This window comes from Microbacterium petrolearium, from assembly GCF_054782875.1.
Genome location: NZ_BAAGRQ010000010.1, coordinates 57,246 through 81,038, shown reverse-complemented (window position 1 = coordinate 81,038; position 23,793 = coordinate 57,246). Strand labels below are relative to the sequence as shown.

The 23,793-nt window shown below is 73.1% G+C and carries 22 protein-coding genes; 15 read left to right on the top strand and 7 right to left on the bottom strand.

The window, feature by feature from the left end; genetic code table 11:
- Nucleotides 1-6 precede the first annotated feature (6 nt).
- The gene (locus tag ACYVJ0_RS09515; protein WP_449854384.1) at nucleotides 7-699 is read left to right on the top strand and encodes a sigma-70 family RNA polymerase sigma factor; all 693 of its coding nucleotides are present in this window, start codon (nucleotides 7-9) and stop codon (nucleotides 697-699) included.
- On the top strand, nucleotides 696-938 hold the full coding sequence (locus ACYVJ0_RS09510) for an anti-sigma factor family protein (protein WP_449854383.1): 243 nt from the start codon (nucleotides 696-698) through the stop codon (nucleotides 936-938). The genes ACYVJ0_RS09515 and ACYVJ0_RS09510 overlap by 4 nt, the downstream gene beginning before the upstream one ends.
- Nucleotides 939-1,028: 90 nt before the next feature.
- Here ACYVJ0_RS09510 and ACYVJ0_RS09505 read toward each other — a convergent pair whose 3' ends face one another.
- Both ACYVJ0_RS09505 and ACYVJ0_RS09500 read right to left on the bottom strand, forming a co-directional pair.
- Entirely contained in the window at nucleotides 1,029-2,393 is a 1,365-nt protein-coding gene (locus ACYVJ0_RS09505) for a multidrug effflux MFS transporter (RefSeq protein WP_460817501.1), read from the bottom strand.
- A gap of 27 nt (nucleotides 2,394-2,420) precedes the next feature.
- The gene (locus ACYVJ0_RS09500) at nucleotides 2,421-3,338 is read right to left on the bottom strand and encodes a DUF808 family protein (RefSeq protein ID WP_460817500.1); all 918 of its coding nucleotides are present in this window, start codon (nucleotides 3,336-3,338) and stop codon (nucleotides 2,421-2,423) included.
- Between the two features lie 66 nt (nucleotides 3,339-3,404).
- Between ACYVJ0_RS09500 and ACYVJ0_RS09495 the strand changes: the two genes are divergently transcribed.
- A complete protein-coding gene (locus ACYVJ0_RS09495) occupies nucleotides 3,405-4,727 on the top strand; it encodes a GNAT family N-acetyltransferase (RefSeq protein WP_460817498.1) in 1,323 nt (440 codons plus the stop codon).
- Nucleotides 4,728-4,781: 54 nt separating this feature from the next.
- Here ACYVJ0_RS09495 and ACYVJ0_RS09490 read toward each other — a convergent pair whose 3' ends face one another.
- Nucleotides 4,782-8,504, bottom strand: a complete 3,723-nt coding sequence (locus ACYVJ0_RS09490) for a multifunctional oxoglutarate decarboxylase/oxoglutarate dehydrogenase thiamine pyrophosphate-binding subunit/dihydrolipoyllysine-residue succinyltransferase subunit (protein ID WP_460817496.1) — start codon at nucleotides 8,502-8,504, stop codon at nucleotides 4,782-4,784.
- A gap of 245 nt (nucleotides 8,505-8,749) precedes the next feature.
- On the opposite strand from ACYVJ0_RS09490, the gene ACYVJ0_RS09485 reads away from it, so the two are divergent.
- A complete protein-coding gene (locus ACYVJ0_RS09485) occupies nucleotides 8,750-10,081 on the top strand; it encodes a hemolysin family protein (protein WP_449854378.1) in 1,332 nt (443 codons plus the stop codon).
- Nucleotides 10,078-11,139 (top strand): hemolysin family protein, encoded by a 1,062-nt coding sequence (locus ACYVJ0_RS09480; RefSeq protein ID WP_460817494.1) that lies wholly within the window; start codon nucleotides 10,078-10,080, stop codon nucleotides 11,137-11,139. Before ACYVJ0_RS09485 ends, ACYVJ0_RS09480 begins: the two co-directional genes overlap by 4 nt.
- Before the next feature lie 277 nt (nucleotides 11,140-11,416).
- On the opposite strand, the gene ACYVJ0_RS09475 is transcribed toward ACYVJ0_RS09480, so the two are convergent.
- A complete protein-coding gene (locus ACYVJ0_RS09475) occupies nucleotides 11,417-12,517 on the bottom strand; it encodes an NADH:flavin oxidoreductase/NADH oxidase (RefSeq protein ID WP_460817492.1) in 1,101 nt (366 codons plus the stop codon).
- A gap of 61 nt (nucleotides 12,518-12,578) precedes the next feature.
- Between ACYVJ0_RS09475 and ACYVJ0_RS09470 the strand changes: the two genes are divergently transcribed.
- The 6 genes from ACYVJ0_RS09470 to ACYVJ0_RS09445 are packed head-to-tail and all read left to right on the top strand — an operon-like array spanning nucleotide 12,579 to nucleotide 17,043.
- Nucleotides 12,579-13,499 (top strand): ADP-dependent NAD(P)H-hydrate dehydratase, encoded by a 921-nt coding sequence (locus ACYVJ0_RS09470; protein WP_460817491.1) that lies wholly within the window; start codon nucleotides 12,579-12,581, stop codon nucleotides 13,497-13,499.
- Nucleotides 13,489-14,763 (top strand): hypothetical protein, encoded by a 1,275-nt coding sequence (locus tag ACYVJ0_RS09465; protein ID WP_460817489.1) that lies wholly within the window; start codon nucleotides 13,489-13,491, stop codon nucleotides 14,761-14,763. Before ACYVJ0_RS09470 ends, ACYVJ0_RS09465 begins: the two co-directional genes overlap by 11 nt.
- Nucleotides 14,764-14,772: 9 nt before the next feature.
- Complete coding sequence (locus ACYVJ0_RS09460) at nucleotides 14,773-15,102, top strand: thiamine-binding protein (protein ID WP_449854373.1); 330 nt, start codon at nucleotides 14,773-14,775, stop codon at nucleotides 15,100-15,102.
- 55 nt (nucleotides 15,103-15,157) lie between these two features.
- Nucleotides 15,158-15,394, top strand: a complete 237-nt coding sequence (locus ACYVJ0_RS09455; protein ID WP_449854372.1) for a ribbon-helix-helix domain-containing protein — start codon at nucleotides 15,158-15,160, stop codon at nucleotides 15,392-15,394.
- On the top strand, nucleotides 15,391-15,762 hold the full coding sequence (locus tag ACYVJ0_RS09450; RefSeq protein ID WP_449854371.1) for a type II toxin-antitoxin system PemK/MazF family toxin: 372 nt from the start codon (nucleotides 15,391-15,393) through the stop codon (nucleotides 15,760-15,762). The genes ACYVJ0_RS09455 and ACYVJ0_RS09450 overlap by 4 nt, the downstream gene beginning before the upstream one ends.
- Nucleotides 15,763-15,822: 60 nt before the next feature.
- Entirely contained in the window at nucleotides 15,823-17,043 is a 1,221-nt protein-coding gene (locus tag ACYVJ0_RS09445; RefSeq protein ID WP_449854370.1) for an MFS transporter, read from the top strand.
- Nucleotides 17,044-17,131: 88 nt separating this feature from the next.
- Here the strand turns inward: ACYVJ0_RS09445 and metX are convergent, their stop codons facing one another.
- Both metX and ACYVJ0_RS09435 read right to left on the bottom strand, forming a co-directional pair.
- On the bottom strand, nucleotides 17,132-18,337 hold the full coding sequence (metX, locus tag ACYVJ0_RS09440) for a homoserine O-acetyltransferase MetX (RefSeq protein WP_460817487.1): 1,206 nt from the start codon (nucleotides 18,335-18,337) through the stop codon (nucleotides 17,132-17,134).
- Between the two features lie 102 nt (nucleotides 18,338-18,439).
- Nucleotides 18,440-19,756 carry a bifunctional o-acetylhomoserine/o-acetylserine sulfhydrylase gene (locus tag ACYVJ0_RS09435; protein ID WP_460817485.1) on the bottom strand — a complete coding sequence of 439 codons (1,317 nt, stop codon included), beginning with the start codon at nucleotides 19,754-19,756 and terminating at the stop codon, nucleotides 18,440-18,442.
- 135 nt (nucleotides 19,757-19,891) lie between these two features.
- Between ACYVJ0_RS09435 and ACYVJ0_RS09430 the strand changes: the two genes are divergently transcribed.
- From ACYVJ0_RS09430 to ACYVJ0_RS09415, 4 genes are read left to right on the top strand one after another with little or no spacing between them, the layout of a single operon-like run.
- The gene (locus tag ACYVJ0_RS09430) at nucleotides 19,892-20,680 is read left to right on the top strand and encodes an SDR family oxidoreductase (RefSeq protein ID WP_460817484.1); all 789 of its coding nucleotides are present in this window, start codon (nucleotides 19,892-19,894) and stop codon (nucleotides 20,678-20,680) included.
- Entirely contained in the window at nucleotides 20,677-21,177 is a 501-nt protein-coding gene (locus tag ACYVJ0_RS09425; RefSeq protein ID WP_449854366.1) for a phosphoribosyltransferase, read from the top strand. Before ACYVJ0_RS09430 ends, ACYVJ0_RS09425 begins: the two co-directional genes overlap by 4 nt.
- Before the next feature lie 11 nt (nucleotides 21,178-21,188).
- Nucleotides 21,189-21,872, top strand: coding sequence for a uracil-DNA glycosylase (locus ACYVJ0_RS09420; protein ID WP_460817482.1), 684 nt, complete (start codon nucleotides 21,189-21,191; stop codon nucleotides 21,870-21,872).
- A gap of 5 nt (nucleotides 21,873-21,877) precedes the next feature.
- Entirely contained in the window at nucleotides 21,878-22,510 is a 633-nt protein-coding gene (locus tag ACYVJ0_RS09415) for a GNAT family N-acetyltransferase (protein ID WP_460817481.1), read from the top strand.
- A 104-nt stretch (nucleotides 22,511-22,614) separates the two neighbouring features.
- Here ACYVJ0_RS09415 and ACYVJ0_RS09410 read toward each other — a convergent pair whose 3' ends face one another.
- Nucleotides 22,615-23,637: an alcohol dehydrogenase catalytic domain-containing protein gene (locus tag ACYVJ0_RS09410; RefSeq protein ID WP_460817479.1), complete on the bottom strand. Its 1,023-nt coding sequence runs from the start codon at nucleotides 23,635-23,637 to the stop codon at nucleotides 22,615-22,617.
- Nucleotides 23,638-23,793: the final 156 nt, after the last annotated feature.

Here is a 23,793-nt window from a genome sequence, read left to right as displayed (position 1 = left end):
GAACGGATGACGATCACGCTCGATGATCCGCGCCTCCGGCTCGGGGGAAACCCCGATGCGCGGAGCCTAGACTGGCCGGCAATGGACGATCAGGATGCCACAGTCCCCGACGCCGCCGCGCCGGCCGATCCGCGCGCGCAGTTCGAGGAGCAGGCCCTTCCCTACATGGACCAGCTCTACGGCGCCGCCATGCGCATGACGCGCAACCCGGCCGACGCCGCCGACCTCGTGCAGGAGACCTTCGTGAAGGCCTTCGCCTCGTGGTCGTCGTTCACGCAGGGCACGAACCTGAAGGCGTGGCTGTACCGGATCCTCACCAACACCTACATCAACACCTATCGCAAGAAGCAGCGCGAGCCCTACCAGGGCACGATCGACGAGCTCGAGGACTGGCAGCTCGGCGGCGCCGAGTCGACCACGGCCACGCGCGGTCGCTCGGCCGAGGCGGAGGCCATCGACCGCATGCCGGCGTCGGTCGTCAAGGACGCGCTGCAGTCGATCCCCGACGACTTCCGCATGGCCGTGTACCTCGCGGACGTCGAGGGATTCGCCTACCAGGAGATCGCCGACATCATGAAGACCCCCATCGGCACGGTCATGAGCCGCCTGCACCGAGGCCGGCGACTGCTGCGTGACCTGCTGAAGGACTACGCGGCCGAACGGGGCATCCAGGCCGCCACGACAGGAGCACGGAAATGACCGACTGCGGCTGCGAGAAGGCGCGAGCCGACCTCGAGGAGTACCTGCGCAACGAGATCTGCAGGACCGAGTACGCCGACATCCGCGAGCACCTCGAGAGCTGCCCGGACTGCCAGGGCGAGGCGCACGTGTCGCGCACCCTCACCGAGGCCGTGCAGCGCGCGTGCCGCGAGGCGACGCCCGAGCAGGTGCGCCTGCAGGTGATCGCGCGCCTGCGCGAGGTCCAGGCCGCGCACTGATCCGGCCCGCTCGGTCGGCCGCAGGATCGAGCGACGATGCCGGCCGCAGGCTGAACCGCGCGGCCGGCTGAAGCGGCGCCGCGGCGCGGCTCAGTCGCCCAGCGTCCCGAGGGTGCGCGGACGCACGATGAGCCACAGCGAGGCGATCGCGAGCGCCGAGCACGCGATCATGATCGATGCCATCGTCAGCGGCGTGATGCCGGTGGACGCCGCCAGCAGGCCCGCGATGGGCGAGACGAGCCCGGCCACGAGGTTGTTCGACGCGCCGAGCACCGAGGCGGCCGTGCCCGCGGCCTCGGGGTGCCGGTCGAGCGCCAGCACCTGCGCGCACGGGAACGTGAACCCGCAGCCGGTCATGAACACGAACAGCGGCACGATCAGGCCCCACACGCTCGGCACGAGACTCGACGAGATCGGGATCGCGATGGCCGCCACGAGGATGCCGGCCGTCGAGCCCGCGAGCACCCACTGCGGACCGAAGCGGGCGGCAAGGCGCGCGGCGATCTGGTTGCCGATCACGAGGCCCACAGAGTTCGCCGCGAAGACCATGCCGTACTGCACGGCCGTGAGCCCGTAGGACTGCTGGAACAGGAACGACGACGCCGACAGGTACGAGAACAGCCCGGCGAAGGTGAGCGCGCCGATCGCGAGCACGCCCACGTACACGCGGTCGCTCAGCACGACGCGGTAGCGATGGCGCACCGAGACGGTGTCGGCCGTGATGCGGTCGCTCGCGGGGCGCGTCTCGGGCAGGGCGAACAGCGCGCAGGCGAGCATGACGGCGCCGTAGCACGCGAGCACGACGAAGATGCCGCGCCACGGCATGACGCCCAGCAGCATCGATCCGATGAGCGGGGCGACCACCGGTGCGACGCCCGTGACCAGCGCCAGGCGCGAGAGCATGATCACGAGGCGGCGCCCGCTGAAGAGGTCGCGGACCATCGCCATGGCCACGACGCTGCCGCCCGCGGCGCCGATGCCCATGAACACACGCGCGACGCCGAGCAGCTCGAGGTTGGGCGCCAGCACCGACGCGATGCTCGCCAGGATGTGCAGGCCCGTGGCGATGAGCAGCGGCACCCGGCGCCCGAAGCGGTCGCTGAGCGGGCCGATCACGAGCTGGCCCACGGCGAAGCCCAGCATCGTGCCCGTGAGGGTGAGCTGCACCGCCGCCGCCGTGGCGGAGAAGTCCTGCTCCAGCACCGGGAAGGCCGGCAGGTACAGGTCGACCGTGAACGGGCCCAGCGCGGTGAGCGCGCCCAGCAGCAGCACGTAGACGAAGCGGCGCGCCGGGGAGAGCCGATCGCCCGGGTGGACGTGCGCGGTCTCGCCGGCGGCGTCCTGCACCTGGACGGGGATCGAGTGGGTCCCGACGGGGACGGGGATCATTCCCGTCGAGGTGGGGATGAAGCCCGAGTCGGTGTCGTGGTGTTCGTGGCGGGCGTCGTCAGGCATCTGACGATTCTTTCATCCGCCGACCGGTCAGGGGTGCGCCGCGGCCGGGGTCTCGCCGCCCTCGGTGAAGGTGGGGCGCCGTCCGAACAGCCTCCCGACGAGCAGCACGACGCCGACGACGGCGAGGCCCACGACGAGCCCCGCGATGGCGGAGACGAGCGTGTCGCCGATCCAGACGATCACGGCGCCGGCCGGCTCGAGCGCGTGCTCGACGGCGTGGAGCAGGTCGGTGGTGAGCGTGAGGCCGACCTCGCCGAGGTTCGCGAGCACGAGGTGGCCGCCGACCCACAGCATGGCGACGGTGCCGATCACGCTGATGACGCGGAACACGGCCGGCATCGACCGCACGATGCGGGTGCCCAGGTGCCGCACGCGCTGCGTGTCGTCCTTGGCCATCTCCAGCCCGATGTCGTCGACCTTCACGAGCAGCGCGACGGCGCCGTACACGACGCCCGTCATGAGCAGGGCGATCACGACCAGCGACCCGAGGGTCATCCAGAAGCTCATGTCCGCATCGAGATTCGACAGCGAGATGAGCATGATCTCGGTCGACAGGATGAGGTCGGTGCGGATGGCGCCCCACACGAGCTTGTTCTCGTCGCGGGCGCCCTCGTCGACGTGCGCGTGGTGCAGGCCGAACCACTCCAGCACCTTCTCGGCGCCCTCGAAGCACAGGTACGTGCCGCCGATGATCAGCAGGTAGGGGAGCACCCACGGCGCCCACGTGGTGAGCGCGAGCGCGACGGGGATGATGATGAGGAACTTGTTGGCGATCGAGCCGAGGGCGATCTTCCCGACCACCGGCAGCTCGCGCGCCGGCGTGAGCCCCTGCACGTACTGGGGCGTCACGGCCGCGTCGTCGATGACGACGCCCGCCGCCTTGGACGAGGCCTTCAGCGCCGCGCTCAGGATGTCGTCGACGACCGCGAGCAGACCAACCGACATGCGTCCCCCTCTGGTGGTGTACCCGACGAATCTAGCGCGTCGGGGGTGCCCCATACGCTGGGAGCCATGACATCGATCGACGCGCGGGACGTGCCCGCGGACGTGACCTCGCAGGAGCGGCTCGCGGAGCGCGGCCTCGACTACCGCGTCGTGCCGACGGACGGCGAGGACTTCCTGCCGCTCTATCGCGCCATCTCGCGCGGCTTCCTCGACGGCGAGCCCGGCGAGGAGCGGGAGCGGAAGGCGGCCGGCACCTTCGCGGAGCGCGGCGCGCGCCTCATCGGGGTGTTCGAGCGGGACGCGGCACCGGGCGCGATGCCGGTGGGCACCGTGAGCTCGTGGGCGGCGCGCCTGACGCTGCCGGGGCCGGCGGGCGCGGAGGCGCCGCTGCCGGAGATCGCGATGTGGGCGATCAGCGCCGTCACGGTGGCGGCCACGCACCGCCGCCGCGGCATCGCCAGGGCCATGCTGGAGGGCGAGCTGCGCGCAGCGGCCGCCGCGGGCGTCGCGATCGCGGGGCTCACGGTGACCGAGTCGACCATCTACGGCCGCTACGGCTTCGGCATGGCCGTGCCCGTCGAGCGGCTCACGGTGGAGACGCGGCGCGCGGGATGGATCGGCCCGGCCTCGGACGTGCGGCTGGAGTTCGTCGAGCGCCCGCGCCTGGCGGAGCTGCTCGGCGAGCTCCACGAGCGCGTGCGTCGCCAGCGGGCCGGGAACGTCACGGGCTTCCCCCTGCGCTGGGCGCGCGCCGCCGGCACCGCGCCCGGCGCCGAGAACGGCGCGAAGGTGCGCGGCGTCGTCGCGCGCGACGCCGCCGGCGAGATCCGGGGCGCGCTCGCCTTCACGATCGCGGAGGGCGAGCACCACACCACGCACACCCTCGCCATCGAGCACCTCGTCGCCGAGACGCCGGAGGTCCGCGCGGGGCTGTGGCGCTTCGCGATCGAGTACGACCTGGTCGGCACCGTCACGGCCGATCTGCAGCCGGTGGACGATTCGCTGCCGTGGCTCGTGGCCGACCCCCGCGCCGTCTCGCGGACGGTGTTCGACCATGGCTGGCTGCGCGTGCTCGACGTGCCCCGCGTGCTGGCCGCCCGCGGCTACGCGGCCGACGCCGACGTCGTCGTGCGGGTGCGCGACGAGCTCGGCATCGCCGACGGCGCCTGGCGCGTCGCGATCGCGGGCGGCGCCGCCGCCGTCACGCCCGCGTCGGGCGAGGCCGACATCGAACTGGGCGTCTCGGAGCTGTCCTCCGTGATCGTCGGCGGTGTGCCCCTGCGCGCGCTCGCCGCGGCGGGCCGGGTGACGGGGGACGCCGGCGCCGTGGCCGCGCTCGACGTCGCGCTGCGCGCGGACCGCGCCCCGCACCTGAGCATCTGGTACTGAACGCGGAAGGCGCCCGGATCCCGTGGGGGAGCCGGGCGCCTTCGCGATCGCGGATCAGGCCAGCGCGCGCGACATCAGATCGGCGTGCTCGACGGCGTGGACCTTGCTGGAGCCCGTCGCCGGCGACGCGGCCGCGGCGCGGCTGACGACGCGCAGCTCGCGGCCGAGGTGCTTCGGCATCTTCAGCGCCATGAACGGCCAGGCGCCCTGGTTCTCGGGCTCGTCCTGCACCCACACGAGCTCGGCGTTCGGGTACTGCGCGAGCACCGCGGTGAGCTCCTCGACCGGCGCCGGGTAGAACTGCTCCACGCGCACGAGCGCGATCTGCGGGTTCGGCTTCTTCTCCAGCTCGCCGCGCAGATCCCAGTGGATCTTGCCCGAGTGCAGCAGCACCTTCGTGACGGCCGACTTGTCGATGCCGCGGTCGTCGTCGAGCACCGGCTCGAAGCGGCCCGAGGTGAAGTCCGCGACGTCGCTCGTCGCGCCGCGCAGGCGCAGCATGGCCTTGGGCGTGAACACGATGAGCGGGCGGCGGGGCCGGGCGTAGGCCTGGCGACGCAGCAGGTGGAAGTACGAGGCGGGCGTGGACGGGCGCGCCACCGTCATGTTGTCCTGCGCGCACAGCTGCAGGAACCGCTCGATGCGCGCCGACGAGTGGTCGGGGCCCTGGCCCTCGTAGCCGTGGGGGAGCGCCAGCACGACGCTCGACTGCTGACCCCACTTCTGCTCGGCCGAGGAGATGAACTCGTCGATGACCGTCTGGGCGCCGTTGACGAAGTCGCCGAACTGCGCCTCCCACATCACGAGCGCGTTCGGGTTCTCCACGGAGTAGCCGTACTCGAACGCGAGGGCGGCGTACTCGCTCAGCAGCGAGTCGTACACCCAGAAGCGGCCCTGGCCCTCGGAGAGGTTCGCCAGCGGCAGCCACTCCTTGCCGTTCACGCGGTCGTGGAAGACGGCGTGGCGCTGCGCGAACGTGCCGCGGCGCGAGTCCTGGCCCGCCAGGCGCACGGGCGTGCCCTCGAGCAGCAGCGAGCCGAACGCGAGCAGCTCGCCGAAGCCCCAGTCGATCTTGCCCCCGCGGCTCATCTGCACGCGCTTGTCGAGCAGCTGCTGGAGCTTGCTGTGCACGGTGAAGCCCTCGGGCTTGTTCGCGTGCGCGTCGCCGACCTGCTCGATGACCGCGGCCGGCACGCCGGTCGTCTCGGGCTCGCCCGCCGCCTCGTCCTCGACGCCGTTGCCCGTGACGACGGGGGTCGAGCCGGTCTCGGCGGCGTGCGTCTCGGCGAACGCGACCTCCAGGCGGTTCTGGAAGTCGGCCTTGGCCTGCTCGTACTCCTCCTCGGTGATGTCGCCGCGGCCGACGAGGGCCTCGGTGTACAGGCGGCGCGTGGAGCGCTTGGCCTCGATGAGGTTGGTCATGAGCGGCTGCGTCATCGACGGGTCGTCGCCCTCGTTGTGACCGCGGCGGCGGTAGCAGACGAGGTCGATCACGATGTCGCGGTGGAAGCGCTCGCGATATTCGAAGGCGAGCTCCGCGGCGCGCACGACGGCCTCGGGGTCGTCGCCGTTCACGTGCAGCACGGGCGCCTGGATCGTCTTGGCCGGGTCGGTCGCGTACGTCGAGGAGCGCGAGTCGACGGGCAGCGTCGTGAAGCCCACCTGGTTGTTCACGACCACGTGGATCGTGCCGCCCGTGCGGTAGCCGCGCAGCTGCGACATCTGCAGCGTCTCCATGACCACGCCCTGGCCCGAGAAGGCCGCGTCGCCGTGCACGAGGATCGGCAGCCAGCCGTACGTGCCGGGCGCCGAGCGGTCCTGCTTGGCGCGCACGACGCCCTCGAGCACGCCGTCGACGGTCTCGAGGTGCGAGGGGTTGGCCGCCAGGTACACCGGCAGCTCGTCGCCGTCCTCGCCCACGAACGTGCCCTGCGTGCCGAGGTGGTACTTCACATCGCCCGAGCCGCGCTTGTTGCCGGGAAGGGCGCCCTCGAACTCCTGGAAGACCTGGCCGTAGGTCTTGCCGGCGATGTTCGTGAGCACGTTCAGGCGGCCGCGGTGGGCCATGGCGATCGCGGCGCCGTCGAGGTTCTTCGCCGCGGCACCCGTCAGGATCCGATCCAGCAGCGGGATGAGAGATTCGCCGCCCTCGAGCGAGAACCGCTTCTGGCCGACGTACTTCGTCTGCAGGAAGGTCTCGAAGGCCTCGGCCTCGTTGAGCTTGCGCAGCACGCGCAGCTGGTCGTCGTGGTCGAGCTTCGCGTACGGCTTCTCGATGTGCTCCTGGAACCAGTCGCGCTGCTCGTGGTCGGAGATGTGCATGTACTCGTAGCCGGTGGTGCGGCAGTACGAGTCGCGCAGCACGCCGAGGATGTCGCGCAGCTTGGCCTGACGGCGGCCGCCGAAGCCGTTCGTGACGAACTCGCGCTCGAGGTCCCAGAACGTCAGCCCGTGCGACTCGATCTCGAGGTCGTGGTGCTCGCGCTGCCGGTACTCGAGCGGGTCGGTGTCGGCCATGAGGTGGCCGCGCACGCGGTAGGCGTTGATGAGCTCCTGCACGCGGGCCGTCTTGTCGACGCGCTCGGAGAGGTCGACCGAGACGTCGGCGTTCCAGCGGATGGGCGCGTACGGGATGCGCAGCGCGGCGAAGATCTCCTCGTAGAAGCCGTTCTTGCCGATCAGCAGCTCGTGCACGATCTTCAGGAACTCGCCCGATCCGGCGCCCTGGATGACGCGGTGGTCGTACGTGCTCGTGAGGGTGATCGTCTTGCCGATCGCGAGCTCGTTGAGCGTCTTGGCGCTGGATCCGGCGAACTCGGCGGGGTAGTCGAGGGCGCCGGCGCCGATGATGCAGCCCTGGCCCTTCATGAGGCGGGGGACCGAGTGCACGGTGCCGATGCCGCCCGGGTTGGTGAGCGAAACCGTGGTGCCGGCGAAGTCGGCGGCCGTCAGCTTGTTGGCGCGGGCGCGCTTGACGAGATCCTCGTACGCCGCGAGGTAGTCGGTGAACGAGAGCGACTCGGCGTTCTTGATGCTCGGCACCATGAGCGCGCGCGTGCCGTCGGGCTTGGGCAGGTCGATCGCGATGCCCAGGTTGATGTGGGCGGGCGCCACGACGCTCGGCTTGCCGTCGATCTCGGCGTAGAAGACGTTCTGGCTCGGGAAGGCCTTGAGCGCCTGGATGAGCGCCCAGCCGATGATGTGCGTGAAGCTGACCTTGCCGCCGCGGGTGCGGGCCATGTGGTTGTTGATGACGATGCGGTTGTCGATCATCAGCTTGGCCGGGACCGTGCGCACGCTCGTCGCGGTCGGGACGGTCAGCGACTCGTCCATGTTCTTCGCGAGCGTCTTGGTCATGCCCTTGAGGACCGTGACGCGGTCCTCGGACTGCTCGGCGGGCTCCTGCGACGCGGGCTTCGACTTCTCGGGCGCCTCGGCGGGGATGGGCGTCGGCGCGGCGGGCTTGCTCGTCGTTCGGGCGACGGGCTGCTGCCCCACGGCGGCGGTCGGCGCCGTGGGCGGGTTGGCGGCCGAGGACGGCGCGGCGGCCTCCTGCTTCTGTGCCGGGGCGGGATCGGCCGGGGCGGGAGCGGCCGCCGGGGCCGCGGCGTCCGCCGCCGGAGCGGCGGAGGCCTCGTAGGCCTCCAGGACCGGCCACCACTCCTTGTCGACCGCGTTGCGGTCAGACTTGAACTGCTGGTAGAGCTCCTCGACGAGCCACTGGTTGGCTCCGAACTCCCCCTCGCCAGTACCGACTCCCGTCGTCTGGTTCGTCACGGCTGGATCGCCCACTTTCCTAGCTCTCGTCATGCGCGGTCCGTCCCGGCGCACCCGGGGATCAAGCGTAGTCCACTCGCGGCGGCCTGAGGCCCCCTTGCGCAACCTCGCGCGGGGTGATTCCGCGCGCGCGGGAGCCGCCGTTCAGGGCGTCGCCCTATGATGGTGCGCACGATGGACGACCCTCCCAGTAGACACAGGCCCCACCGACCCTTCCTCGCGTGCGCACGCGGAGGCGATCCGGCATGACCGACTGGATCCTGATGGGGGTGGGGCTCCTTCTGACAGTGGGCACCGGCCTCTTCGTGGCCAGCGAGTTCGCCCTGGTCAACCTCGATCGCGCCGAGCTCGAGGCGCGGCAGCAGCGCGGCGAGCCGAAGCTCGTCATGACGATCCGCGCGCTGCGGCACACCTCCACGCACCTGTCGAGCGCGCAGCTCGGCATCACGCTCACGACGCTGCTGACGGGCTACACGCTCGAGCCGGCGTTCTCGCGCGCCCTCGCGCCGCTGTTCGACGCGCTCGGGCTGCCGCCCGAGGTGAGCGCGCCGATCGCGACCGTCGTGGCGATGGCGATCGCGACGATCCTGTCGATGATCCTCGGCGAGCTCGTGCCGAAGAACTTCGCGCTCGCGCTGCCCCTGGCCACAGCCAAGGTCGTCGCGCCGTTCCAGCTCGCCTTCACCGCGGTGTTCCGGCCCGCCGTCGCGCTGCTGAACGGCAGCGCCAACGCGGTGCTGCGCGGCGTGGGCATCGAGCCGAAGGAGGAGCTGTCGGGCGCCCGCACGGCAGAGGAGCTGTCGAGCCTCGTGCGCCGCTCGGCGACGGCCGGCGTGCTCGAGAAGGACACCGCGAGCCTGCTCGACCGGAGCCTGCGGTTCTCGCGCCTGAGCGCCTCGGACGTCATGACCCCGCGCCCGCGCATGCACGCGCTGGCGGCCTCCGACTCCGCCGAGGACGTCGTGCAGCTGGCCAGGCAGACCGGCCACAGCCGGTTCCCCGTGTTCGGCGACTCGCTCGACGACATCGTCGGCATCGTGCACCTCAAGGCCGCCGTCGGCGTGCCGCGCCACAAGCGGGCCGAGGTGCCCGCCGCGGCGCTTGCGACCGAGCCGCTGCGCACGCCCGAGACGGTGCACCTCGACGCGCTCATCGCCGAGCTGCGGGCACGCGGCTACCAGATGGCCGTCGTCGTGGACGAGTACGGCGGCACCGCGGGCGTCGTCACGCTCGAGGACCTCGTCGAGGAGATCGTGGGCGAGGTGGCCGACGAGCACGACCGGCGCCTGGCCGGCGTCGTGCGCCACCGCGACTCGCTCACCTTCCCCGGCCAGCTGCGGCCCGACGAGCTGCGCGACCGCGCCGCCGTCGAGGTGCCCGAGGACGACGCCTACGACACCGTCGGCGGCTACATCATGAGCGTGCTCGAGCGCGTGCCCGCCGTGGGCGACGCCGTGCGCCTCGAAGACGGCACCCTCACGGTGGAGCGCATGGACGGGCGCCGCGTGGACCGCGTGCGCTTCACACCCGATCCGCTCCCGGAGGGCGCCGACGTCCAGGGAGGTGACGAGCGATGAGCGACTGGATCGGACTCGTCTGGCTGGTCGTGCTGCTGCTGGCCAACGCGTTCTTCGTCGGCGCCGAGTTCGCCGTCATCTCCGCGCGCCGCTCGCAGATCGAGCCGCTCGCCGAGAAAGGCAACCGTGCGGCCAGGACGGCGCTGTACGCCATGGAGCACGCCACGCTCATGCTCGCGACCTCGCAGCTGGGCATCACGATCTGCTCGCTGCTGATCCTGAACGTCTCCGAGCCGGCGATCCACCACCTGCTCGCCGCGCCGCTGGGCCTCACGCCGCTGCCGGAGGCGGCCGTCGACACGGTCGCGTTCGTCATCGCGCTCGTGTTCGTGTCGTACCTGCACGTGGTCTTCGGCGAGATGGTGGCCAAGAACATCGCGTTCTCGGTGCCCGACCGCGCCGTGCTCATCCTCGCGACACCGCTCGTGTGGGTGTCGAAGGTGTTCCACCCGGTGATCTTCGTGCTCAACTGGGTCGCCAACGCCGTGCTGCGCCTGTTCCGCGTCGAGCCGAAGGACGAGGCGAACTCGACCTTCACGCTCGACGAGGTGGCGACGATCGTCAGCCAGTCGCGCCGCGAGGGCGTGCTGGACGACGCGACGGGCACCGTCGCGGCCGTCGTGGAGTTCACCGACAAGGACGCCGTGGACGTCGCGGTGCCGCTGGATCGGATCGTCACGCTCCCCGAGCGCACGACGCCCGCCGAGATCGAGGCGGCCGTGGCCAAGCACGGCTACTCCCGCTACGTGATCGTCGACGACGAGGGCGAGCCCGTGGGCTACGTGCACCTCAAGGACATTCTGCGCGCCGCGGAGGGGGACGACGCCGACCGAATGGTGGAGGCTCCGATCCCCGCCAAGCGGATCCACCACATGGTGCCCGTGCAGGAGACGACCGACCTGGAGGACGCGCTCGCGATCATGCGGCGCGCGGGCCGCCACCTCGCCCGCGTGCGCAACGCGCAGGGCGAGACGACGGCCGTGCTCTTCCTCGAGGACATCCTCGAGGAGCTCGTCGGCGAGGTCCACGACGCGACGGAGCGTGCGCGGCGCCGCTGATTTTCTGGATCTGCGCCGCTCGGGCACCCGCTGCGCGGGCGCCGCTCGCGTGCTCGGGCCGTCGCTCCGCTCCGGCCGGCAGCGCTTCGCGCTGCGGGGCGGCCGCACCCGCGGCCGCACGCTCGCGCTTCGCGCTCGCACAATGACCGGTCGCGGTGGTCGCTTCATCTCCGCGGCTTCGCCGCTGAAGTTCAGCAACCGATCGGTGCCACCCCTCGGTTGCTGAACGAAGGCCGCGCCAGCGGCCGAAGATGAAGCGACCAGCGCAACCCTCGCGTCAGTGCTTGGGGGCGCGATAGGCGCGGAGGTACTGCGGCGGCCACAGGGCGTCGGGGTGCTCGCCGAGCTCGGCGGCGGCGCGCAGGCCGAAGTGCGGGTCGCGCAGCCACTCGCGCGCCGCGAGCACGACGTCGGCCGAGCCCTCGGCCAGCACCTGCTCGGCCTGGGCGCCCGAGGTGATGATGCCGACGGCGCCCGTGGGCGCGCCCGTCACCTCGCGCACGCGGGCCGCGAACGGCACCTGATAGCCCGGGCGCACGTCGATCCGCTGATGGGCGACGAGGCCGCCCGAGGAGATGTCGAAGAAGTCGGCGCCGGCCTCGACGGCCCACTGCGCGACCCGCGCGACGTCGTCCACGACGAGGCCGCCGGGCGCCGAGTCCTCGGCCGAGAAGCGCACGAGCACCGGCACGGCCTCGCCCACCTCGGCGCGCACGGCGCGGATGACCTCCAGGACGAGGCGGGCGCGGTTCTCGAGCGATCCGCCGTGCTCGTCGTCGCGCTCGTTCGACAGCGGCGACAGGAACTGGTGCAGCAGGTAGCCGTGGGCCGCGTGCACCTCGAGGGCGTCGAAGCCGGCGTCCACCGCACGGCGGGCGGCCGCCGCGAACGCCGCCACGATCTGCCCGATCCGCTCGGCGGGCATCGCCTCCGGCATCGCGTAGCCCTCGTACGCGAGCGCCGAGGGCGCCTCGGTGACCCAGCCGCCGCGATCCTGCGGCACGGATCCGCGGTGCTGCGTGCCGCCGCTCTCCTCGGCGAAGGGCCACCACGTCGACGCCTTGCGGCCCGCGTGCGCCAGCTGCACGCCGGCCTTCGCGCCGCGGGCGTGGATCGCCTCGACGACGGGCCGCCACGCGTCGCGCTGCGCGTCGTTCCAGATGCCGGCGTCGCGCGGCGAGATGCGGCCCTCCGGCACGACGGCCGTCGCCTCGGCGATCACGAGCCCGGCGCCGCCGGAGGCGAACTGGGCCAGGTGCACGTGGTGCCAGTCGTTCACGATCCCGTCCTCGGCGCTGTACATGCACATGGGCGCGACCCACAGGCGGTTGCGGAACTCGACCTCGCGGAGGGTGATCGGGGTGAACAGCTGGGACATGGGGATCCTTCCGTGTGGGAGGCGCGGGCGTCCTCCGGGCGGCACGACGTAATCTGGCGGCATGCCAGGGGGATACGCCAGGCCGAGCGATGAGACCTTCGAGTGGACCGCGGCCGATGCCGCGGCGCACCTGCGGGTGCCAACGGCCTCGGACCACAAGTATTCCCGGGGCGTCGTGCTGCTCGAGACCGGCTCGCCCGCGTACCCCGGCGCGGCGGTGCTCACGGCGGAGGGCGCGTGGCGCGCCGGCGCCGGCATGGTGCGGTGGCAGGGAGACCGCGATGTCGCCCGCCTCGTGCTGCAGCGCCGCCCCGAGACGGTGGTGAACACGGGCGAGCGGTTCGACGCCGCGGTGATCGGCTCCGGGGTGTCGGCGCGCGACCGCGACGGCGAGGTGACGGCGCGCTTCCGGGCGCTGCTGCGCGCCGACGCGCCGACCGTCGTCGACGCCGGCGCGCTCGACCTCGTCACGGATCTGCGCGGCCCCGTCGTCGTCACGCCGCACGAGGGGGAGCTGGGCGAGGTGCGGATCCCGCTGGGGCTCGGCATCGACGATCTCGACGGCGATCCGCTGCCGCGGCGCCTGCGGGCCGGCTTCGCGGAGCGGCTGCTCGCGGTGCGCGAGACCGCGGTCGCGCTGGGCGGGGTCGTGCTGCTCAAGGGCGCCGAGACGATCGTCGCCACGCCGGGCGGCTGGTGGACCGTCGTGCGCGCCGGGACGCCCTGGCTCGCCACGGCCGGCACGGGCGATGTGCTCGCCGGCGCGATCGGCGCCGTCGTCGCCGCCGCGCAGGCGCGCGCCGAGGGCGGGCTCGACGCCGAGGATCTCGGGCCGCTGGCGGCCACGGCGGCGTGGCTGCACGGCACCGCCGGCCGCCTCGCCTCGGGTGTCGACGGCGCCGCGCCGGGGCACCCCGTCACGGCGCTCGACGTGGCCGCCCGCCTGCCCGACGCCTTCGCGGCGGCGCTCCGTGCGCGCTGACCGGCCGCGCGCGCCGCACCGGCGCACGCGGGCGTGGCTGTGGGCGGGGTTCGTCGTCGTGCACGCGATCGTCGCGCTCCTGGGCTGGGCGCTGCCCAACCAGCCCATGGGCGACGTCTACCTCGTGTACGAGCCGTGGTCGGAGCAGGCGCTCGGGGGCGAGCGGATCGTGGGCGTCACAGAATCGTGGGTGTACCCGATCCTGGCCCTCGCGCCGATGCTGCTCACACAGGCGCTCGGCTTCCTCGGCCCGTACGAGATCGGGTGGGCGGTGCTCGTCACCGCGTGCGACGCGGCGGCCTTCGCCCTGCTCGTGGGCGGCGGGCGCTCGCGCGGGCGCGTGGCGGCCGCCTGGTTCTGGCTCGTGTTCGCGCTCGCGCTCGGACCCGTGGGCATGTACCGCCTCGACGCCGTCACGGTGCCGCTCGCCGTCGCCGGCGTGCTGTGGCTCGCGGGCCGCCCGCCCGTCGCCGGAGCGCTGCTGGCCGCCGCGACGTGGATCAAGATCTGGCCGGCGGCGCTGCTGGCCGTGGCCGTTGCCGCCCTGTGGCGGGCCGCGCGGGCCCGCGCGCTCGGCCTCGTCGTCGGCGCGGCGGTGCTCAGCGGCGTCGTCGTGGGCGTCGTCGCGATCGCGGGCGGCCTGCCGCATCTGCTGGGCTTCGTCGCCACGCAGCAGGACCGCGGCCTGCAGATCGAGGCGCCCGCCGCCACGCCGTACGTGTGGGGCGCTGTGGCCGGCCGGGACGGCTGGTTCCTGTTCTACGACCGCGACATCCTCACCTTCCAGGTCGCCGGCCCGGGCGTCGATGCGGTGGCCGCCGCGACGACCCCGCTGCTCGCGCTCGCCGCCGTCGCGATCGCGGCGCTCGCCGCCGTCAAGACGTGGCGCGGCGCCGCCGTGGCGCGGGTGCTGCCCCCGGCGGCGCTGGCCCTCGTGCTCGCGCTCATCGTGTGCAACCGCGTCGGCTCGCCGCAGTTCCACGCGTGGCTCATCGCGCCGCTCGTGCTGTGGCTCGTGTGGGACCGCCGGCGGGCGTGGCCGCTCGCGGCCCTCGCCCTCGTGTGCGCCGGGCTGACGCAGCTCGTGTACCCCGTGGCCTACTGGTCGCTGCTGGGCGCGGATCCGCTCGGCGCGGCGCTGCTGTCCGCGCGCAACCTCGCGCTCGTGGCGCTGCTGGCGTGGGCCCTCGTCCGGCTCGCGCGGGTCCCGGCGGGCCGGGATCGCGCCCGGATCGGGGTGGATCCGCTGCGGTCGGCGGCATAGCCTCGGAGCATGCTCATCGCCTTCTCCGTCGCCCCGAGCGGCGCGCCCTCGGGCGCCACCGCGAACCCGGACGGCTCCGTCCACGACGCCGTCGCCGCGGCCGTCCGCGTCGTCCGCGACTCAGGCCTGCCCCACCGCACCACCTCGATGTTCACCGAGGTCGAGGGGGAGTGGGACGAGGTCATGGACGTCGTCCGGCGCGCCACCGACGCCGTCATGCCCTTCGGATCGCGCGTGTCGCTCGTGCTCAAGGCCGACATCCGTCCCGGCCGCACGGGCGAGCTCGACGGCAAGATCGAGCGCCTCGAGCGCGCCCTCGGCGAGGACGCGGCGGATTAGGCCGCGCCGGGCCCGAGCCGGGCCAGCCGTTGCGAGCGGCACTATGATTGGCGCTATGAGCCTGAGTATGAAGGCCTTCAGCGGCAGCCTGCCGGAGAACGATCTCGCCTTCCTCGAGGAGTACGGACGGCGTCACCGCCTGGCGAGTCGATCGGCCTCGCTGCGGGCGGCGGTGCGCGCGCTTCGGGAGGCCGAGGCCGAGCGCGAGTACGTCACGGCTTTCGAGGAGTTCGAGGCGTCGGGCGACGCCGCGCTCTGGGACGGCGTCAGCGGTGACGGGCTGAGGGCGTGAGGCCCGACATCCCCCGCCTGCGTGGCGACATCTGGGACGTCGAGTTCGACCCCGCCCAGCCCGGGGAGGTCGCGAAGACGCGGCCGGCGGTGATCGTGTCGAACGACGGGGCGAACCGGGCCGCGCTTCGCGCACGCGCCGGGGGTGTGCTCGTCGTCGTGCCGATCACCTCGAACATCGCGAACGTGCTGACCTTCCAGACGCGACTTCCCGCCGACGACCTCACCGGGCTGACGACGGAGTCGAAGACGCAGCCCGAGCAGCTGCGGGCGGTGCACGTCCGCCGGCTGGTGCGGCGTCGTGGCGCGCTCAACGCCGAGCAGCAGGCCGCGCTGGACGCCGCGATCACCGATCACCTCGCGCTCTGAGCGGTCCGGTCACGGGGAAGGGTGAGCGCCCGCCGCACCGGGAGCCATTAGGCTGAACGGGTGACCACCTCGACACCCGTGTCGGGGGGTGCGGCGAGGATGGCGCTCCTCTCGCTCGCCATCGGCGCCTTCGGCATCGGCATGACCGAGTTCGTCTCGATGGGGCTGCTGCCCGGGATCGCGAGCGACCTGCTGCCCGACCTGTATGCCGCCCGCACGGAGGACGCCATCGCGCGGGCCGGCCTGCTCATCAGCCTCTACGCGCTGGGCGTCGTGCTGGGCGCCCCGACGATCGCCGGCTTCGCGTCGCGCTTCCCGCGCCGCCGCGTGGTGATGGCGCTCGTCGCGGCGCTGCTCGTCTTCAACGTGCTCACGGTGATCGCGCCGACGTTCGAGCTCGTCGCCGTCTCGCGCTTCCTCTCCGGCGTGCCGCACGGCGCGTTCTTCGGGATGGGCGCGCTCGTCGCGAGCGAGCTCCTCGGGCCGGACAAGCGCGGCCGCGCCGTGGCGCTCATGATGACCGGGCTCACCGTCGCCAACGTCGTCGGGGTGCCGGCCGGCACCTTCCTCGGCCAGGCCGTCGGATGGCGGGCGGCCTACGTGGTCGTCGCGCTCGTCTTCGCGCTCGCGTTCGTCATGTGCGCGCGGTTCCTGCCCGCGCAGCCCGGCGATCCCGGGCGCACCTTCCGGCACGAGCTGCGCGTGTTCCTCATCCCGCAGGTCTGGTTCGCGATCGGGATCGGGGCGATCGGTTTCGGCGCGTTCTTCGCGATCTACAGCTACGTCGCCACGCTCGTGACAGAGGCCGCCGGCGCGCCCGAGTGGCTCGTGCCGTTCGCGCTCATGGCGCTGGGGCTCGGCATGGTGGTGGGCAACCTGTTCGGCGGACGCCTGGCCGACATCAGCGTGACCCGCACGCTCGTGGCGGGGCTGGGCGGGATGTCGGCCGCATCGGTGATCGTCGCGGTCCTGTCGAGCTGGAGCATCGCGCTCGTCGCCGCCCTGTTCGTCTTCGGGCTCATCGCGCAGCTGATCAACCCCGCCATCCAGCTGCGCCTGTTCGACGTGGCCCACGAGCACCAGGCGCTCGCCGGCGCACTCAACCACTCGGCCCTCAACATCGGCAACAGCGTGGGCGCGGCCGTGGGCGGCGCCGTGATCGCGGGCGGCTTCGGCTATGTCGCCCCGGCGTGGGCCGGTGCTGTGCTGGCGTTCGCCGGCGTGCTCATCGCGCTCGCCGCGTTCGCCGTCGACCGGCGATCCGTGCGCGTCGCCGCCTGATCCGGCCGTCCCGCCCGATCCGGTCGCGGATCCGGTCGCCGATCCGGCCGTCCCGCGCGATCCGCCGCGTGATGCGGCGATCCGGGCGTCAGGACTCGAGCAGCCGCCGCAGGTGGTACCCGACGGCGCCGGTCTCGATGAGGAACCCGTCGTGGCCGAAGTCGCTGGGGACGACGACGGCACGGTCGCCGTCGAGCGCGCGCGGGATGCCGCGCGCGATGCGGTGCTGGCCGCCGATGGGGAACAGCCGGTCGGAGTCGATCCCCAGCACGAGCGTGCGGGCGGTGACGCGCGAGAGCGCCTCCTCGACGCCGCCGCGGTCGCGGCCCACGTCGTGCGAGTCCATGGCCTCGATGAGGCGCACGTAGCTGTTGGCGTCGAAGCGGCGCGTGAACCGGTTGCCGTGGAAGTCGAGGTACGACTCCACGGCGAAGCGGCCGCCGTGGCCCAGCGGGCTCACGCCCGACTGCCACGAGCGCTGGAAGCGCTGGTTCAGCTCGGTGGGGCTGCGGTAGTTCAGCAGCGCCATGCGCCGGGCCAGCGCGAGACCGCGGTGCGGGCCCTCGCCGTCGGGCGCGTCGTAGTACTCACCGCCGCGGAAGCGCGGATCCATCTCGATCGCCTGCCGCTGCACGGAGTTCAGCGCGATCTGGTCGGCCGTGTTCAGCGGCGGCGCCGAGAGCACCGCGAGCCGCTCGACGCGCTCGGGCAGCGTCGCGGCCCATTCCAGGGCGTGCATGCCGCCCATCGACCCGCCGATCACGGCCGCCCACACCTCGATGCCGAGCGCATCGGCCAGGCGTTCCTGCGCCTCGACCTGGTCTCGGATCGTGAGGAAGGGGAAGCGCGAACCCCACGGATCGCCGTCGGGGTGGACGCTCGCCGGGCCCGTCGATCCCTGGCACCCGCCGAGCATGTTGGGCGCCACGACGAACCAGCGATCCGTGTCGATCGCGCGTCCCGGGCCGACGATGTCGTCCCACCAGCCCGCCGTGGGGTGGCCGGGCACGGCGGGGCCGGCGACGTGGCTGTCGCCCGTGAAGGCGTGCGCGATGAGCACGGCGTTGTCGCGCGCGGGGTTCAGCTCGCCCCACGTCTCGTACGCGATGCGGAACGACGGCAGCGCGCGGCCGCTCTCGGTCACCAGCTCGCCGAAGGTCTCGAAGCGGCGCTCGCCCACCGGGTCGCCCTCGCGCCAGGCGCCCGTCGCCGGGGGACGGCCGACCATCGACCGCGCGTCCTGCTCGGTGACGAGCGCGGACGGCACGGTGTCCTCGGAGATCTGCCAGTCCATCCGCCTCATTCTGCCGTGCCGGGGCATCGCGCCGCCGGAGTGTTACGAACGGGTCGGGCCCGCACGCGCGTGGCGTGCGGGCCCGACCCGGGTGAGCGCGGCTCAGGCGCGCGCGGTGAGGGCGCCCGAGCGGGCCGCCGCGAGCGCCTGCTCGAGGTCGGCCGTGAGGTCGGCGACGTTCTCGAGGCCGACCGACAGCCGCACGAGGCCCGGCGTGACGCCGGCCGTGAGCTGCTGCTCGGGCGTGAGCTGCGAGTGCGTGGTCGAGGCGGGGTGGATGACGAGCGAGCGCACGTCGCCGATGTTCGCGAGGTGGCTGAACAGCTTCAGCGCGTTCACGAACGCGCGGCCGGCGTCCACGCCGCCCTTGAGCTCGAACGACAGCACTGCGCCCACGCCCTTCGGGGCGTAGCGGTTCGCCGCCTCGTACCAGGGCGAGCTCGGCAGGCCCGAGTAGCTCACCGAGGCCACGTCGTCGCGCGCCTCCAGCCACTCCGCCACCGCCTGCGCGTTCTGCACGTGCCGCTCGATGCGCAGCGACAGCGTCTCGATGCCCTGGATGAGCTGCCACGCGTTGTTGGGCGAGACCGCCGATCCCAGGTCGCGCAGCAGCTGCACGCGCGCCTTGGTGATGTACGCGACGCCGTCGCCGAGCACGCCCGTGTAGCTCACGCCGTTGTACGACGGGTCCGGCTCGGTGAGGCCGGGGAAGCGATCGGCGTGCTGCGACCACGGGAAGGTGCCGCCGTCGACGATCGCGCCGGCGACCACGGTGCCGTGCCCGGCGAGGAACTTCGTGGCGGAGTGCACGACGATGTCGGCGCCGTGCTCGAAGGGACGGATGAGGTAGGGCGTGGCGATCGTGTTGTCGACGATGAGCGGCAGACCGTTCTCGTGCGCGATGTCGGCGACCGTGCGGATGTCGAGCACGTTCGCCTGCGGGTTGCCCACCGTCTCGGCGAAGAACAGCTTCGTGTTCGGGCGGATCGCGGCGCGCCAGGCCTCGGGGTCGTCCTGGTTCTCGACGAACGTCGTCTCGATGCCGAGCTTGGCGAGCGTGTACTTGAAGAGGTTGTACGTGCCGCCGTAGATGGAGCTGGACGAGACGATGTGGTCGCCCGCCTGCGCGATGTTCAGCACCGCGAACGTCTCGGCCGCCTGGCCGCTGGCCACGAGCAGCGCGCCCGTGCCGCCCTCGAGCGCCGCGATGCGCTGCTCGGCGACGTCCTGCGTGGGGTTCATGATGCGGGTGTAGATGTTGCCGGTCTCGGCGAGGGCGAACAGGTTCGCCGCGTGATCCGCGTCCTTGAAGACGTACGCCGTGGTCTGGTACAGCGGCGTCGCGCGCGCGCCGGTCGTGGGATCGGGCTGCGCGCCGGCGTGGATCTGCTTGGTCTCGAAGCGCCAGTTGTCGGTCATGATGCGTCCTCGTGTCTCTCGTGCGCGGCCTTCCGCCGGTCGCACGGGAGACGCTACGCGCGCGGGCGGGGCAGCGGCAACGGCCCGGAAACGCGGCGTCACAATCGGCGCCCGGCGCCGCGATACCGTGGAGGCATGGCGAACAGACGCGCGGTCGTGACCGGGGCGAGCTCGGGGATCGGAGCGGCGACCGTGAGGGCGCTGCGCGAGGCGGGATGGGACGTCGTGGGCGTGGCCAGGCGGGCCGATCGCCTCAAGGAGCTGGCGGCCGAGACCGGGGCGGACACCTTCGCCGCGGATCTCACCTCGCAGACCGACGTCGACGCGCTCGCGGCGCACCTCGCGCACACCGGTCCCGTGCACGCGCTCGCGCACGTGGCGGGCGGCGCGAAGGGCACCGATCGCGTGGAGGACGGCGCGGCCGCCGACTGGCTGTGGATGTACGAGGTCAACGCGCTGTCGGCGCAGCGCCTCGTGCAGGCGCTGCTGCCGCAGCTGCGCGGCACCGCCGCGGCCGAGTCGACGCACGCGGACCTGCTGTTCGTCACCTCCACCGCCGCGCAGGTGGCGTACCCGGGAGGCGGCGGCTACAACGCCGCGAAGGCCGCCGAGAGCATGCTCGTGCACGCGCTGCGGCAGGAGCTGAACGGCGAGCCGCTGCGCGTCGTCGAGATCGCGCCCGGCATGGTGCACACCGAGGAGTTCACGCTGAACCGCACGGGCGACCCGGCCGCCGTCGAGGCGCTCTACGCCGACGTCGACGGGCCGCTCGTCGCCGAGGACGTCGCCGACGTCATCGCCTACGCGCTGAACGCCCCCGGCCACGTCAACCTCGACCTCGTCACGATGCGCCCCGTCGCGCAGGCCGCGCAGCACATGCTGCACCGCGGGCCGCTCGCGCCGCGCGAGGAGCCCGGCGCATGACGGCGCCGCGCGAGGTGCTCACCTGGCAGGGCTTCGGCGATGCCACGCGCGAGCTGTCGCGGCGGATCGTGGCCGACGGGTTCGTGCCCGAGGTCGTCGTCGCGATCGCGCGCGGCGGGCTGCTGCCGGCCGGCGCGCTCGCGTACGGCCTGGGCGTGAAGAACTGCGGCGCCATCAACATGGAGTTCTACACGGGCATCGGCACGGTTCTCGACGCGCCGGAGGTGCTGCCGCCCGCGCTCGACATGGACTACCTCGACGGCCGGCGCGTGCTGCTCGTCGACGACGTCGCCGACTCGGGGCGCACGCTGCGGATGGCGGTGGATCTGCTCGCCGCGAAGGGCGCGGACGTGCGCTCGGCGACGATCTACACGAAGCCGTCCACGATCATCCAGCCGGACTACGCGTGGCGCGACACGGATCGGTGGATCGACTTCCCCTGGTCGGCCGCCGGTTCGGTGGTCGAGGAGGACGCCGGCCTGGCCCCGTCGGCGTGAGCATGCCGGGCATGACGCTGCCGCAGCTGGCGGAGGCGGGGCTGATCGACGCGGGCTGGGCCGACGCCCTCGCGCCCGTGGCGGGCGAGATCGCCGCGCTCGGCGAGCGGCTGCGTGCGGAGGTCGCCGCCAGCCGGCCGTACCTGCCGGCGGGGGAGCACGTGCTGCGGGCGTTCCAGCGGCCCCTCGCCGACGTGCGGGTGCTCGTCGTCGGCCAGGATCCGTACCCCACGCCCGGCCATCCCATCGGCCTGTCGTTCGCCGTCGAGCGCCACGTGCGCCCGCTGCCGCGCAGCCTCGCCAACATCTACCGCGAGCTGCACGACGACCTCGGCATCCCGCCGGCCGCGCACGGCGATCTGTCGGCCTGGGCGGACCAGGGCGTGATGCTGCTCAACCGCGTGCTCACGGTGCGCCCTGGTGCGCCGGCGTCGCACCAGGGCTGGGGCTGGGAGCGCGTGACCGAGCACGCGATCCGCACCCTGGCAGCGCGCGGCGGCCCGCTCGTGGCGGTCCTGTGGGGGAACCAGGCGCGCTCCCTCGCGCCGCTGCTGGGCGACGTGCCGCGCGTGGAGTCGGCGCACCCGTCGCCGCTCTCGGCGAGCCGCGGCTTCTTCGGCTCCCGCCCGTTCTCGCGCGTCGACGAGCTGCTGCGGGCGCAGGGCGCCGGCCCGGTGGACTGGCGCGTAATCTGATGCCCATGCTCGATGAGTCGTACGAGAGGCGCCGCCGGCGCCACCTGCGCAGCCGTCAGGTGAGCGAGGAGCGCCCGTTCTCGTACGAGATCCGGCCGGCGAGGCTCGAGGACATCCCGGACATCCGCGAGATCTACAACTACTACGTCATGAACTCGGTCGTGACGTTCGACGAGAAGCGGTGGAGCCACACGCAGTGGGTCGAGAAGTTCGAGCACCTTCGCAAGCTCGGGCTGCCGTTCCTCGTCGCCGTCTCCCCGTCGGGGCAGGTGCTCGGGTACGCGCTCGTCTCGCCATGGGCCGGCAAGTCGGCGTTCCGGTACACGGTCGAGAACTCCGTCTACCTCGGCCAGGCCGCCACGGGGAAGGGCCTCGGCCGCGCGCTGCTGGAGGCGCTCATCGAGGCGTGCGAGGAGATCGGGCTGCACCAGCTCGTCGCCGTCATCAGCGACAAGGGCGCCGAGGCATCCATCGCGCTGCACCAGAAGCTCGGATTCGTCGAGGTCGGGCGCATGGGACGCGTCGGCTTCAAGTTCGGCCGCTGGCTCGGCACCGTGTACCTGCAGAAGCAGCTCAAGCCCCGCAAGAAGCCCGGCATGCTCTCCCGCATCTTCGGAAGGGGCGAGCAGTCTTCCTGACCGCGGGGTTGCACCACTCGGTCGCACCCATCGGTTGCTGAACGGAGCGGCCGGAGGCCGCGGAGATGAAGCGACCACCGCAAGCCGCGCCGCGGCCCGGGGCGTCAGCGGCGGGGCTGGACCGAGGCGCGCGGCGCGATCGGCGCCGGCTGCGTGAGCAGGGTCGGCAGATACGACATCGGCACGGCGGGCGAGACGAGCTGCTCCCACGGCCAGCGGTCGCGGGCCTCCGCGAGATAGGCGACGGCCTCGGTCAGGTGGCGCGGCTCGGAGCCGAGCACGCCGGCGACCGAGAGCCGGCGGTCGACGAGGCGCCCGGTGTCGAGCGCGAGCGGATCGGCGGCCGCGCGCGACCCGACGAGCGCGAGACGGCCGCCGATCGCGAGCGCCTCGAACGCGGGCGCCGGCGGCATCCGGAACACGAGCGCGATGTCGACGTCGGGCAGCGGGGCGCCGGACGCGACGGCCTCCGTCGCGCCGAACGCCCGGACCATGGCGCGGCGCGAGGCATCGCGGTCGACGGCCACCACGGTGGACGCGCCCCGGTCGGTGGCGACGGCCGCCGCCGTGAGGCCGAGCATGCCGGCGCCGCCGACGAGCACCCGCGCGCCGCGCAGCGGTCCGACGGCGTCGAGCGCGGCCATGACGGTGGCGGCGGCGCAGCCGGCCGACGACGCGACGGCGTCGCACAGCGCCTCCGGCACGCGGGCCACCGTCGCGCCACGGGGCAGCAGCACGTGCGCGGCGAACGAGCCCGACAGCGGCCACGACCCGTCGATCGGCTCCTCGCCGAACCGGCGCAGCATGCGGCAGGTCGCGGTGCGGCCCCCACGGCAGCGGTCGCATCGGCCGCACGCGACCGTCGGCCCCCACACGACCCTGTCCTTCACCGCGGCGGGGGCGCCGGGCCCGGCGGCGACGACGCGGCCGACGCCCTCGTGCCCGAGGACCCGCGAGGGGCCGGACGCGGCGGGCGCGCGATCCGCGGCGCACACGGTGGCGAGATCGACGGCCACGAGCAGCTCGCCCTGACCCGGCTGGGGCAGGGCGATGCGCTCGACCGACACGCTTCCGCCGCGCAGCACGGCGGCGGTCGTGGTGCCCGTGGTCACCTCGCGTACGCTCACGCCGCCACCTCCCCCTGCTGCCCGACTCGAACGGTCTCCCTAGGGTCGCCCGCGCTCCGGAACGCGCCCGGTATGTCGGGTGAACGGCAGGTGAATTGCACGGATCGGATTACCGACGGCCCGATCCGGCGCCGCGCCGGCGCCCCGATCCGCGTC